Source organism: Mesorhizobium sp. CA16 (assembly GCF_020165175.1).
In the GTDB taxonomy this organism is placed as follows: domain Bacteria; phylum Pseudomonadota; class Alphaproteobacteria; order Rhizobiales; family Rhizobiaceae; genus Mesorhizobium.
In genome coordinates this window covers 223,928-235,933 of the sequence record NZ_JAIUHP010000010.1, presented here as the reverse complement: position 1 = coordinate 235,933, position 12,006 = coordinate 223,928, and the positions used below count along the sequence as shown (strand labels likewise).

At 63.2% G+C, this 12,006-nt stretch carries 13 protein-coding genes; 7 read left to right on the top strand and 6 right to left on the bottom strand.

The window, feature by feature from the left end; translation table 11 throughout:
• The 5 genes from LB525_RS16495 to LB525_RS16475 all read right to left on the bottom strand — a co-directional run.
• Positions 1 to 92, bottom strand: a 92-nt coding sequence (locus tag LB525_RS16495; RefSeq protein ID WP_224545407.1) for a hypothetical protein, incomplete at its 3' end; no start/stop codon positions are given.
• A gap of 129 nt (positions 93 to 221) precedes the next feature.
• Entirely contained in the window at positions 222 to 1,106 is an 885-nt protein-coding gene (locus LB525_RS16490; protein WP_224545398.1) for a glycoside hydrolase family 16 protein, read from the bottom strand.
• Between the two features lie 138 nt (positions 1,107 to 1,244).
• Positions 1,245 to 1,622 (bottom strand): hypothetical protein, encoded by a 378-nt coding sequence (locus LB525_RS16485; RefSeq protein ID WP_224545397.1) that lies wholly within the window; start codon positions 1,620 to 1,622, stop codon positions 1,245 to 1,247.
• Between the two features lie 123 nt (positions 1,623 to 1,745).
• Entirely contained in the window at positions 1,746 to 2,756 is a 1,011-nt protein-coding gene (locus LB525_RS16480) for a glycosyltransferase family 2 protein (RefSeq protein WP_224545406.1), read from the bottom strand.
• Positions 2,757 to 2,778: 22 nt separating this feature from the next.
• Entirely contained in the window at positions 2,779 to 4,011 is a 1,233-nt protein-coding gene (locus LB525_RS16475) for a nucleotidyltransferase family protein (protein WP_224545396.1), read from the bottom strand.
• A 500-nt stretch (positions 4,012 to 4,511) separates the two neighbouring features.
• Here LB525_RS16475 and LB525_RS16470 point away from each other — a divergent pair, with 500 nt between their 5' ends.
• The 6 genes from LB525_RS16470 to LB525_RS16445 all read left to right on the top strand — a co-directional run bounded on the left by LB525_RS16470 (position 4,512) and on the right by LB525_RS16445 (position 10,315).
• On the top strand, positions 4,512 to 4,664 hold the full coding sequence (locus LB525_RS16470) for a lasso RiPP family leader peptide-containing protein (protein ID WP_095769314.1): 153 nt from the start codon (positions 4,512 to 4,514) through the stop codon (positions 4,662 to 4,664).
• 156 nt (positions 4,665 to 4,820) lie between these two features.
• On the top strand, positions 4,821 to 5,120 hold the full coding sequence (locus tag LB525_RS16465; RefSeq protein WP_095769315.1) for a PqqD family protein: 300 nt from the start codon (positions 4,821 to 4,823) through the stop codon (positions 5,118 to 5,120).
• Entirely contained in the window at positions 5,104 to 5,520 is a 417-nt protein-coding gene (locus tag LB525_RS16460; protein WP_224545395.1) for a lasso peptide biosynthesis B2 protein, read from the top strand. Before LB525_RS16465 ends, LB525_RS16460 begins: the two co-directional genes overlap by 17 nt.
• Positions 5,521 to 5,523: 3 nt before the next feature.
• Complete coding sequence (locus LB525_RS16455) at positions 5,524 to 7,434, top strand: lasso peptide isopeptide bond-forming cyclase (RefSeq protein WP_224545394.1); 1,911 nt, start codon at positions 5,524 to 5,526, stop codon at positions 7,432 to 7,434.
• On the top strand, positions 7,431 to 8,411 hold the full coding sequence (locus LB525_RS16450; protein ID WP_318012407.1) for a serine kinase: 981 nt from the start codon (positions 7,431 to 7,433) through the stop codon (positions 8,409 to 8,411). The genes LB525_RS16455 and LB525_RS16450 overlap by 4 nt, the downstream gene beginning before the upstream one ends.
• Positions 8,412 to 8,419: 8 nt before the next feature.
• Complete coding sequence (locus LB525_RS16445) at positions 8,420 to 10,315, top strand: ABC transporter ATP-binding protein (RefSeq protein ID WP_224545404.1); 1,896 nt, start codon at positions 8,420 to 8,422, stop codon at positions 10,313 to 10,315.
• Here LB525_RS16445 and LB525_RS16440 read toward each other — a convergent pair.
• Entirely contained in the window at positions 10,289 to 10,561 is a 273-nt protein-coding gene (locus tag LB525_RS16440; RefSeq protein WP_224545393.1) for an exopolysaccharide production repressor exox, read from the bottom strand. The genes LB525_RS16445 and LB525_RS16440 overlap by 27 nt on opposite strands.
• 606 nt (positions 10,562 to 11,167) lie before the next feature.
• Between LB525_RS16440 and LB525_RS16435 the strand changes: the two genes are divergently transcribed.
• A complete protein-coding gene (locus LB525_RS16435; RefSeq protein WP_140544958.1) occupies positions 11,168 to 11,845 on the top strand; it encodes a sugar transferase in 678 nt (225 codons plus the stop codon).
• Positions 11,846 to 12,006 lie beyond the last annotated feature (161 nt).

The window sequence follows — 12,006 nt, the reverse complement described above, 5'->3', positions numbered from 1 at the left end:
ATATCGACGCACACCACCTCATGGCCGACCTCGGCCAGCACAGCGGCCTGGACGAGACCGACATAGCCAATCCCAAACACCGTCAAATTCATTTGGTTCTATTCCTGTCAAAGGCCGGGCCGCAAAAGCGGTCCGGCCGGTTCAGATGTCCCCCAGGCCAAACGGCCCAGTTGGTTCGGCATGATCCTATCCCAAAATCGGTTCCACTTTGGGGATCACGCCTAGTTGGAATTGCTTATGCTGCATGCCAGCGATTCCGGGAATTGGCATGGCTGGCCCAAAGCGGTGAAAGCGACGCGCTTGACCTCCATGGTCACCTTGCTGCCGGGATCGACAAAAGCGCCCATCCAGTTGGTCAGCTTGTCGCTGCCCCAGAGGCTGAAGAAGATTTTCTGCGAATGCTTCGGCAACTCGTCGGGGTTGGTCACCTCATGGACGAGCTTGCCGTTGACGTACCAGCGCAGCCGGTCCTTCTCCCAGACGAAGCCATAATCGTTGAAGCCCTTGTCGGCGCCGCCTTCGACGTTGACAAGCTTGCCGTTCTTCGGCTTGCCCTGGATATAGCTGTTGACCTGCACCTTGGACGGATCCTTGGTGAGGACCTCGAAGTCGATCTCGTCCCAAGGCTGTTTGTCCTGCGGGCCGATATAGGAGAAGAAGGCGGCGTTGAGGCCGGAGCCGGTGCCGGTCTTCATCCGTGCCTCATAGACGCCGTAGCCGTAGCGCTGCTTGGTCTGGATCTCGGCGCAGGCGAACTCGCGGTCCTTCAGCTTGCGCTTTTCGAAGCCCAGCGAAAGCACGCCGTCGGAAAGCCGCACGAGATCCTTCGACCACGTGCAGTTCTGATGGGCGCCATTGGTCCAGCCGTCCGAGACGAACCAGCGGGACTGGTTGAAATTCGAGAAATTGTCGACAAAGGACGGCGCGCTTTGCAGCTCTTCCTGCGCCGCTTGCGCATGCGCGGGATGCGGGCTCGCCGCAAGGGCCGCAGCGACCGCAAACAGGGCGCCGACCACGCCAAGCCTCAGGCTGGTTAATCCGCTCCCTGGCGCCTGCGATACCTCGCAAGCCGCCTCGGTGGAGGTGTTGTCCGGATTTGCGTTCATAACAAACTCACCTTGTGTTGTCCGCCCAACCCAAAGTCATCCTCGGTTCGCATGAGCGAGCCGCTTCCGATCTTCCGCCCTGTGAACTCCTCTAATGTCCTGTAACGTCTCGTACCGATGACGACGCCTGACGCGCCGTCAGCCTCTTGCCGTCGCCTGCGCAGCAGACCGGTCGGCACCATCCTCGACGATCGCGTCGAGCGAATGACGCAGTTCCTTCACCAGGCCTTTCTGGCGAACAAGCTCCGCAATGCGCCGCTCGCAGTTCAGGATCGACTTGGTCATCGCGGCGACATCCGATCCCTTGCTGGCCGACGCCGAACCATTCTCCATCGCCTCGACCAGAAAGGCGGCGTTGGCAGCCGTCGACTTATAACGATTCTCCAGTCCGATTTTCTCCGCCTCGATCTCGGCCGCGATCTGGTCGAACAGCTTCGCCAGCCGGTCGAAACGCTGGAGATCGGTCTGCCGGTCGCGAGCCGGATCCCGGGATCTGAAGCTAAAAATCGAAGCCATCCTATTGGCCTTTCGAAATTGCTGCATTGCAACATAGACTGCCATTCCAGCAGCGACTAGGCAACATCATAGTTTCCGGAATGCGATTTTTTGAGGGACGGCGGCTTCCGGGACAATGCGCGATCACCCGCTTGCGGCGCTGGTTGCCGCCATCAGGTAGCGCGTCGGCGGCATTTGCTGCCGCGCAACAATCCCGGTGCGGCGGAACAGCGCGTCGAGCTTGTCGGTGGCGACGCCGCGCACGATCGGGATCAGATTCGATTGGCTTGCGAAAGCGTAGGCCACGGCCGATGCCAGCCCACGCTCGGCCTTCACATCAAGGAAGTTGCGCAGCCGGTATTTGTCGCGGACATGGCGCTCATGGCGCCGCAACGCGGCCTTCGAGCGCTCCGGAAGGCTGTCTATCTGGAGCAGCGCCAGATCGGCATCGGCAAGGCGCTTCAAATCCTGCGTCCTGTGGCGGCCGCTCAGCGAATCGGCGCGCACGATCGCGCCATAGCCGCAGGATTTGATGATCTTGAACCGAGCCCCGTAAGCGACAGCGCGCGCGTAGAGTTCGTAGTCCTCGCCAAGCCTGAGGTTCTCGTCGTAGCTCAACCCATGCCGCTTGAGGAAAGCCCGGCTGATCACCGGCTTGAGGAAACCGAGCTCGCCGCGCCGCACACGGCGGCGCGAGATGTTGCCGTCGATGAAGCGCTCGAAATCGAGAAATTCCGGCTCGGCCGCGAAAGGCGGGGCGGCGACCTTGGCGAGGTCGGTCGCGGCATCGTCGCGGATCAGCATGATGTTGTCGGCGGCGAAATCCCAGTCGGTGCTGGCGAAAAGCCGGCGGAAGCGGCCTTCGAGGAAGAAATCGTCGGCGTCGAGAATGCTGATGAAGGGCGATTTGGAGGCCTGGATGGCGGCGTTGCGCGCGGCGGAAGGACCGCGGTTGACGTCGAAACGGATGACGGCAAGCCGGCCGCTGCCATCGTCGGCGGCCAAAGCCACATCCTGGGTGTCATCGGTGGAGGCGTCGTCGACCACGATGACTTCGGCGACTTCGGCCTCGCGCAGCGCCGAAGCGATGGCGCCGGGAATGGTGCGCGCCGCATTGCGCGCGGCGATGATGACGCAGACCCCCGAGGTCGTTATGGGCGTCGTCACGGGCATGGGCTCACCTTTCGCTTGCATGATTGGCCGCCCCGCCCACGATTCTGATCATTTCGCTCCGCGCCGGCCCGGCCGTGGCCGGGCGCTCGAAGATGCGCCGGCTGAGATCGGCTGAAGCCGCCCAGCCGGCCTCAGCCAGGTAGCGGACCGGCTCGCGGCCGCAGAGTTCCCACAGCACATGGCGGCGCTGCGGCCAGCGCAGGGACGCGAGCCACGGCGCCATGACCATGTGGAAGAGATCGGCGTTGTCGATGCGGGCCAGCATGCGGGTGGCGCGATCCGAAAGCAGCGTGCCGTCGCCGCCGAGCAGCACGTCGGCGGCGCGCAATCCCAAGAGCAGCGTATCCGCCAGGCCCTGTTCGGCGGCGTGGTCGAGCACCCTCCGCTGCTCGGCTTCGCTCAGGCGGCTGACGCTGGCCCTGACGTCGCAGACATAGCCGGCGCAGGGCTCGCGGTTGAAAAAGGCCTTGGCGACGCTGATCGAGGACAAAAGCAAGGTGTCGGCGGCCGAGATGATCGGCATGGCGGCGCCGGCCAACTCGACTTCGCGCTTGCGGCGCAGGAAGCCGTCGGTGTCGCGCGGGCTGGGCGAACCCGGCTGCTGCAGCCGGTGGTGGAGGTCAACTGTCGAGGCCCTCGCGCCGTCTTCGCGCACCATATGCTGCTCACCGAGGAAGCGCACCCACCAGACCGAGCGCGACTTGCCGGCAACCTCGTAGCCCATCGTGCGCAATGCATCACGGGCCTTGGCGAAACCGGTCGGCGAAACCAGTATGTCGACGTCGCCGGATGGCTTCATGAAGTGGTCGCCATAAAGCAGATGCTGCTGGAGCGGCCCCTTGAGGAAGACGAAATCGACCTGCCTGTCGCGCAGCACACGAGCGATGGCCATCGAATCGCCAATGCAGGCGACATTCATCGACATGGTTCGCCGGCGGTAGCTGTCGAGCCAACCAGGCAACTCCGCAGGCGCGGTATTCGCGGGCGCCCGCGCGAGCGCCTTGAGCAGGAAGACGGCGACCTTGTTCAGCCTGGCGATGTCGGCGACGTTGGTTGCCGAAATTGAGGCCGCCGGGATCGGGGTGGCCGACACCGTCGGCGCGGGCACATCGACCCGGCCATCCGTGATGTTGGCTCGTGGCGCGAAAAACAGCCTCAGGCAGGCCTGCACATAAGCGACTTCATCGGCGCAGCCGGCGGCGCGCAGCCTTTCATAGGAGCCATCCTGCACCGCCATGCCCGATGTCGTTCTCCGCAAAATGCCGCCCAAAGCGGTTATACTGCAACTGCGAAGAAAAGCATCGGAAAAATTGACGCGCTCACGCCAAAAGCGGCTGAGGCCGCCTCCTGACCGCAACCCCAGCGTTTAAAATCACTTCACGTTCAATCACTTTTGAAGACAATTCCGGGGGCGTCCCGGCTGGCCGGAAAATGACGATTTTTTGTGACAAATTCTTCGCAATTGCGAGATGTCTTTTTCGCCTGAAAAATTATCGCAGATAAATCAACCGTTTATCTAAACGGCACGGACCTAAGGTTGAATTCCTGGATGGGTGAGGTTTAGGATGACGCTGCCTAGGCTTTGATTAACAACGGATGCGAGCGCAACCAAGAATTGATTAATGCTTGGTAAATCAAGCTTGACTCATGGATGTTGCCATGCAGCAATTGCGCTGCAGCATAGCGATATGTTGGCGGCATTCTGCAGCCGCTTCCAGTCCTTAATTGGAGAGTACAATGGAACAGAATGTTGAAAAGCATGAGTATGAAACCCCCAGCCTGACGGTTCACGGTTCGATCGAAACCATCACGCAGGGCGGTGCAGGCACGACGGCGCTCGACGCGAGCTTTCCCGCGCACACGCCGGTCGGCGAGCTGACTTTCTCTTAAAACTCACACAGGTGTCCGGGTGTCTGAGTTGGGGCTCCGGATGCTCTCCAACAGGTGAGCCGGGGGGCGTTGTCCCCCGGATTCCTGCCGAGGATCGCAGGCAACCGATCCCGGTGGAAGCCAAAGGGCGCGACGGGCCAGCAACGAGGTTTTAGGATGCACTGGAACCCTTCGGACCATGACCGCGTCGTCGCGACGAACGAGGCGGTGGCTTGTGAATTCGGCGCCGGACTGGCGCTACTCCACCTCAAATCCAATGTCTATTACAGCCTGAACGGCGTCGGCGCCTTCATCTGGGAGCAGATCCAGGAGCCGCGATCGATGCTCGATATCCGCAGCGCCGTGCTTGCGCGCTACAATGTCGATGCCGAACGCTGCAGGGCCGATGTCGAGGGCTTGCTCAAGGGGCTGAGCGAAGCAGGGCTTGCGAGGCTCCACAATGAGGAACTGGTCTAGGCTCCGCTCGCTGAGCGCCCGGGAAATGCTGTTTCTGGCGCGCTGCCTGATGGTGGTGAGCGTTGTGCGGCTCGCGCTAACGCTGTCCTCCTATAACCGTGTCCGTAGCCTGGTGACGGGACTGCACGCCAGACGCGACGCCAGCGTGGCCGACCTGCGGCGTGTTGCATGGGGCGTCGCCGCCGCGGCGCGGCTCGTGCCGGGCGCCAGCTGCCTGACCCAAGCGCTGGCCGGACAATATCTGCTCGCCCGCCAGGGCACCGCATCGAAAATCAGCATCGGCATCGAACGAGGGACCGGCAGCGAGCTCAAGGCGCATGCCTGGTTGATGAGCGGCAACCACATCGTGCTTGGCGGCTCGATCAAAGGATTTGCCCATCTGGTCGACCATGGGTCGTGAGCGATGAGCGGCGTCGCTGGAATCGTGCTCAGCGATAACGGCCGGCCCGCCGCGGCCGGCGATATCCAAGAGATGCTTTCGCGCATGCGCCACCGCGCCCCCGACGGCCGCTCATGGTGGGCGGACGGCAGCGTCGCGCTCGGCCATGCCTGGCTCGACACGACCGGCGAGGAGGGCCCCGGCCCGCTGACGATGGCCGGCGGCAAGCTCGCCATCACCGCCGACTGCCGGCTGGACAATCGCGACGAGCTTCTGGCGCGGCTCGGCATGCGGGACCGGTCGGTCGCCGACGCGGTGCTCATCATGCGCGCCTACCTTAAATGGGGCGAGGCCTGCCCGACCTATCTGCAGGGCGATTTCGCCTTCGCCATATGGGATGGCGAGCGCCGGGCGCTGTTTTGCGCGCGCGACCATTTCGGCGTCAAACCTTTCTACTATCATTCGACCGGCAGGCGCTTCGCGTTCGCCTCGGAGATCGGGCCGATCCTGGCGCTGGACGATGTCGGCAGGCGGCTCAGCGAGCACCAGATTTCCGGCTTCCTCGCCGGCTTGACGGACGATCCGCAGGCCACGCTCTACGCCGAAGTCTTCCGCCTGCCGGCGCGGCACAGCATGACCGTCACCGACCGCCGGGTGGTGCTGCAGCGCTACTGGCAGATCGAGCCGTCGCAGAGGCCGCCACGCCCGGACGCGGCTGAGGAATTCCGGCATCTCTTCGCGCAATCGGTGGAGAACCGCATGCGCGGCACGCCGGCCGTCGGCGCGATGCTGAGCGGCGGGCTCGATTCCTCCTCGATCGCTTGTGTCGCCAGTCTTCGCGCGGCGGCGAGGCGCAACCCGACGCTCAAGACCTTCTCGCTGGTGTTCGACAGAGGCTCGTCGATGGACGAGAAGCCTTTCATCGATGCGGTGCTCGACCGCAATCCGCTCGACGCCACGCTGATTGCGGTGAGCAATTACGCGCCCTTCGTCGAGTTCGAGCGTATCCTGGAGGAGCAGGAAGGCACGTTCCTGGCGCCCGGTCTGTCATTGACCCGCGATCTTTACCGCACCGCGGGCGCAAAGGGCGTCAAGGTGCTTCTCGACGGGCATGGCGGCGACGAGGTCGTCTCGCAGGGCCATGGGCACCTTCACGAACTCGCCAATGCCGGCCGTTGGCTCGAGCTGTGGCGCGAATTGCACAGCGCCGCCAACACCTATGGCGAGGGCATGTTCTCCCTCTATTTCAAGTTCCTGACCATTTATGGACCCGCTTGGCGGATCGCCCGGATGAGATCGATGGCCAGACGCCTTGTCGGCAAGGTGCGGCAGAGGCCGGCATCGGCGCCGCGCGCCTGGGCGGGCCTGGTCAATCCGGACCTTGCCAGGCGCACAAATCTTGCCGAGCGCTTTCATCGCAGCGGCTACATGCCCGCCGCCGTGAGCGCCAGCGAAGCGCTGACGCATCGCTGGCTGCTGTCCACCGGGCTGGTGCCGCACGCTTTCGAAGTGCTCGACAAGGCCGCCGCCAATTCCGGCGTCGAGCCCCGCTATCCGTTCTGGGACAAGCCGCTCGTCGAGTTCTGCCTGGCGCTGCCCGGGGAGGAAAAGCTCAGGGACGGGTTTGGCCGCCACGTGCTGCGCCGGGCCATGCAAGGCATTCTGCCGCCGGCCGTGCAATGGCGGCGCGACAAGATCGATTTCACCGCCAACCTGGTCAAGGGCATGCTCGGCAACCACCGCGAGCTTCTGGACAGGCTGCTGATAGCGGACGGCGAGCGGATCGCGCCCTATGTCAATCTGCCTGAAGTGAACGCCGTCTATGAGCGCCTGCTCAGCCAGCCCGAGCAGGCAAGGCTGCCCGACGTCCAGCATGTCTGGCGTTCGGTTTCGCTATCGCTGTGGCTGCGGCAAGTCCAAGGAAGCCCCGCATGAATCTTCCGATCGCCTCCCTTGCGCGGCCGGGGCCCGCCACCGGGACAATGGCGCCGGGCGGACGTGTCCGCCATTTCTACAAGGCCTACGGGCTGATCGTCAGCTCGGACGTGGCCTTGCCGGAACTGACGCCGACGGCGCCGGCGACGCCGGACCTGGAGATCGCGGTCGGGCCGATCGACTTTCCCGACGGCGCATCGCATGGCGCCACGGGCTTTCGGTTCGAGGCGACCCGCCAATATCTTTCCTGGCAGGCGGTCGGCACCTTCATGATCAGCGACGGCAGGCGGATCGATGTCGATCCGGCGCCGGGGATCGACGACCCGCTGCTTGCCTTTCCGCTGCTCGGGCCGGTCATGGCTCTTGCCCTGCATCGGCGCGGGCTGCTTGTCCTGCATGCCAGCGCCATTGCCGTCGGCGGCAAGAGCGTGATCTTCATGGGCGACAAGGGCGCCGGCAAGTCGACGACGGCGGGCGCGATGATCCGCGCCGGCCATCGGCTGCTCACCGACGACGTCGTCGCGCTGGATTTGTCCGACCCTGGACGACCGATGATCCTGCCCGGATTTCCGCAGCTCAAGCTGGCCGCGGATGCGGCCGGCGCCATTCACCTCGAGCAGGCGGAAGTGCGCCCGCAGGTGCATCCGCAAATCGACAAGGCGCAGCATCGGCTGCATGACGGATTTGCCGCCGAGGCGGTGCCGGTATGGCGCATCTATGTGCTCGAGCGCGGCGAACGCGCGGCGATCTCGCAGCTTGCCGATGTCGCCGCGCTGCCGGCGATCATTAAATTCTCGTACATCACGCGCTTCGGCCGGCAGGCGTTGACCGGCGATCTCGCCGTCACGCATCTCAGTCAATGCGCTGAGATCGCCGGGCTGATCGGCGTCAACCGCCTCGAAGTGCCGGCCGGGCTCGCCAGGCTCGATGAAGCGGTCGCCGCGATCGAAACCGATCTGGCGTCGGGAACAAGGTGAGCCAGAGTATGGGCTGGTCCTCGAAGTTTCGCCTGTCGCTTCTGCGCGATGTCGCCGGTTTCGGCGCCATGGTGGCGCATGTCGGCGGACGGCGCACGGCGACGGCGCTTGCCTTCCTGATCCTGGGGAGCCTCACCGAAGGCATTTCGATACTGCTGCTCGTTCCGCTGCTGCGCCTCATCGGCAAGCCCGACCAGGACTATGCGGTGCGGGTGCCGGAGGCCTTGCATCGGCTGGTGCCCGGCGGAACGCTGTCGCTCGCGAGCGTGCTCTCACTGCTCGTCGCACTGGTGGCGCTGCAAGCGATGTTCAATCGCTTCAAGTCGGTCTACATGGCGCGGTTGCTCTATGACTTCGTCAACCGCGCGCGCATGAACCTGTTCGAGAGCATCGGCAAGGCGCGCTGGGGCGTTTTCACCCGCATCCGCAGCTCCGATCTGGACCATGCGCTGAACGGCGACGTCGACCGGGTGCAGGTTGCGGCCTTCTCGCTGCTGATGCTGACCCAAGCCACACTGCTCCTGGCCGGCTATCTCATTGTCTCGCTGTTCATCTCGCCGGTGATGACGTGCTTCGCCATCCTTGTCGGTCTGGTGCTGCTGGTTGCGCTGCAGCCGTTCCGGGCGCGCGCCAGCGCCTATGGCCGCACGCTGACCGGCAATCGCCAGGACCAATACCGCACGGTCTCCGAGTTCCTCGGCGGCATCAAGGTCGCCAAGAGCCTGAACGTCGAGGCAAGCTATTTTGCCGAGCTCGGCGCGACGCTGGACAGGATGAAGGCCGACAACATCGCCTTCGTCCGCAACAGCTCGCTCGGCACCGCTCTGTTCCAGGTTACGAGCGTGATCGGGCTGAGCCTCTTCATCTATATCGCGCTGGTTCGCTTCCACCTGTCGCTGGCCGAGATCGTCGTGCTGCTCCTGGTCTTCATGCGGGTCGCGCCGCGCTTCATGGACATGCAGCTTCAGACCCAACAGGTGCTGATCAACCTGCCGGCCTATGCTTCGATGCAGAGCCTCCAGGCTCGCTTCGATGCCGAGCGCGAGCCGGAAGAGAACGTGACCGAACAAGGCGCAAAACTGTCGCTTGAGATCGGCCTCAACATCCGCGATGTGGCGTTCGCCTATGGCGAGGGCGACGGCAAACCGGTGGTCAGCGACATCACCTTCGGCCTGCCGGCCGGCAAGGTGACGGCGCTGATCGGCCCTTCGGGTTCCGGCAAGAGCACGATCGCCGACATGCTGCTTGGGCTGCTTGAACCCACCCAGGGACGTATTCTGGCCGATGGCGTCGAGATTGCGGCGCAGAATCGCAGGGCCTGGCGCGATCAGGTCGCCTATGTGCCGCAGGATGTGTTCCTGCTGCACGACACGATCGCCGCCAATCTGCGCCTTGCGGCGCCTGAGGCCAGCGACGAAGAATTGTGGGCGGCCCTGCGTAACGCCCATGCGGCCGATTTCGTGGAGCGGCTGGACTCGCGGCTCGATACGGTGGTGGGCGACCGCGGCGTCCGCCTTTCCGGCGGAGAGCGGCAGCGCATCGCATTGGCGCGGGCGCTGCTGCGCAAACCCTCGCTGCTCATCCTCGACGAGGCGACAAGCGCGCTCGACTGGCAGAATCAGTCGCTGATCGCCCAATCAATCGAGGCGCTGCGCGGCCGGATGACGATTTTGACCATCGCGCACCGGCCGTCGATGATCGCCTTCGCCGACTGGGTCGTGGCCATCGAGAACGGACGCATCGTCGAGGTCGGACAATATCGGCGGTTGAGGGCGAAAGCCGGCAGCCGGCTTGCAAGGATGCTGTCCGGCGAGCAGGCGGAGCGCGAAAGCGCGCCACCGATCGCGGCCGGGCTGACCTCCGCGCCGGTCGAACGTTCAGTGGAGGCTACGTCTGGCGCTTAGCTTTTCGCCTTCGGCGACCTTGCTCAGGATCGGGCCGCGGTCCGCCTCGCGGGTCTTGTCGGCCGATGTCGGCGTGGCTCCCCCGATCATGGCAAAGACCAGAAGGAAATAGCCAGCCTGGATAATGGCGGCGCAGACGATGGTGCGAAGCAGGATGGTTCCCGCCGACGCGCCATCGAAATAGGACCAGCCGATGACGATCGCGAGCGCGAAGATCATACCGACGATGAATTTCGGCAAAGACATGACCGCCGCCCTCTCAACCGAGACGAGCATGCAGAAGCTGCGACTTACCCACCCGTGTAACTCCCCGTTGCGCCAAGAGCTCTTTCTGGCTGCCCAATCCGGCCGGTTGCTTCCGACCTTCCTTACCCATACAGACTATGACAGGAACAATTTGCGACTCTATTAAGGCCGGCCTGCGGGAGCAAGGCCGTGCAGGTATGGTTTCCAACGATTTTATGAGATCGACTCTGCCATGCTGCGCCGCACACTCTGGCTCCGAGAGCTATTCAATGAGACGTCTGCCGCTTCAGTCAAACTCATGACTTTGATTAGTATTTTATGTGAATAACTTACCATTGCGAGTGCTTCCAGCGGCATGCAACCGCGTTTCTTCTGCAGCAAAGAATGCACTGTCCAAAAATGGCCCGAAAAGCGGACTACATTTTCCTGGTTTTCTCTCACCTTGTCATAAACGCGCCACAAAGGTGAAAATTTGGGCAAGGCAGGTTTATTATTTAGTCAATTCATGACGTGAACATTTCAACGCGATGGGAAATTGTGTGTTGCGCTGCAGCATTTTTTTGGTATCTTGCCGTAAACCATCCGTTCAACGTATGGAGCTTCTGCATGAGGGACGTCGCCAAGTCGGCAAATGCGAGTTTTGCGCAGGCCGGCGTTGATTTTCCACCCCCCATCGGCGGCCTGCTCAAACGCAGTTTCGATGTCGTTGGTTCCCTGGCTGGGCTGATCCTGCTGAGCCCGCTCTTCCTGATGGTCGCGCTGCTGGTCAAGCTTTCGGATAATGGTCCGATCTTCTATGGCCACAAGCGTATCGGCCGCGGCGGCAGGATTTTCTCCTGCCTCAAATTCCGCACCATGGTGCCGGATGGCGAGCGCGTGCTCGCTGCGTATCTGGCGGCCAATCCGGAAGCCAACGCCGAATGGATCGCGACGCGCAAGCTGAAGAACGATCCGCGCGTCACCCGCGTCGGCCAGGTGCTTCGCAAGCTCAGCCTCGATGAACTGCCGCAGATCCTCAACATCCTGCAGGGCGACATGAGTCTTGTCGGCCCGCGTCCGGTCGTGCGCGACGAATTGGAAATCTACGGCAGCGCGGCGGTCTATTACCTGAAGTCGCGCCCTGGTCTCACCGGTCTGTGGCAGGTGAGCGGCCGCAACGACGTATCCTACGACACGCGCGTCGCCTTCGATCGCCATTATGTCGAGAACTGGTCGTTGTCCGGGGATATTCGCATCATCTTCAAGACCGTTCCTGCCGTGTGGATGTCACGCGGCAGCTATTGACCGACGGGCCTGCTCCGCCAGATTCGGGGTAGGCATCCGGCAGTGATCTCATCGGGCGGATGGGGCCAAAGCGAATCGGAAAACGTATTTGACAAAAGACCTCTTCGGACTGCCCTTCGCATGCAGTCTCATATCCAGGACCACAGCCCGCTTCGGCGGCG

What these genes read in the sequence shown, in the direction of transcription:
- LB525_RS16450 (WP_318012407.1), top strand. Translation starts at nt 7,431, where the DNA reads ATGAATCTTCCGATCGCCTCCCTTGCGCGGCCGGGGCCCGCCACCGGG.
- LB525_RS16470 (WP_095769314.1), top strand. Translation starts at nt 4,512, where the DNA reads ATGGAACAGAATGTTGAAAAGCATGAGTATGAAACCCCCAGCCTGACG.
- LB525_RS16455 (WP_224545394.1), top strand. Translation starts at nt 5,524, where the DNA reads ATGAGCGGCGTCGCTGGAATCGTGCTCAGCGATAACGGCCGGCCCGCC.
- LB525_RS16490 (WP_224545398.1), bottom strand. Translation starts at nt 1,106, where the DNA reads ATGAACGCAAATCCGGACAACACCTCCACCGAGGCGGCTTGCGAGGTA.
- LB525_RS16465 (WP_095769315.1), top strand. Translation starts at nt 4,821, where the DNA reads ATGCACTGGAACCCTTCGGACCATGACCGCGTCGTCGCGACGAACGAG.
- LB525_RS16445 (WP_224545404.1), top strand. Translation starts at nt 8,420, where the DNA reads ATGGGCTGGTCCTCGAAGTTTCGCCTGTCGCTTCTGCGCGATGTCGCC.
- LB525_RS16435 (WP_140544958.1), top strand. Translation starts at nt 11,168, where the DNA reads ATGAGGGACGTCGCCAAGTCGGCAAATGCGAGTTTTGCGCAGGCCGGC.
- LB525_RS16440 (WP_224545393.1), bottom strand. Translation starts at nt 10,561, where the DNA reads ATGTCTTTGCCGAAATTCATCGTCGGTATGATCTTCGCGCTCGCGATC.
- LB525_RS16475 (WP_224545396.1), bottom strand. Translation starts at nt 4,011, where the DNA reads ATGGCGGTGCAGGATGGCTCCTATGAAAGGCTGCGCGCCGCCGGCTGC.
- LB525_RS16485 (WP_224545397.1), bottom strand. Translation starts at nt 1,622, where the DNA reads ATGGCTTCGATTTTTAGCTTCAGATCCCGGGATCCGGCTCGCGACCGG.
- LB525_RS16460 (WP_224545395.1), top strand. Translation starts at nt 5,104, where the DNA reads ATGAGGAACTGGTCTAGGCTCCGCTCGCTGAGCGCCCGGGAAATGCTG.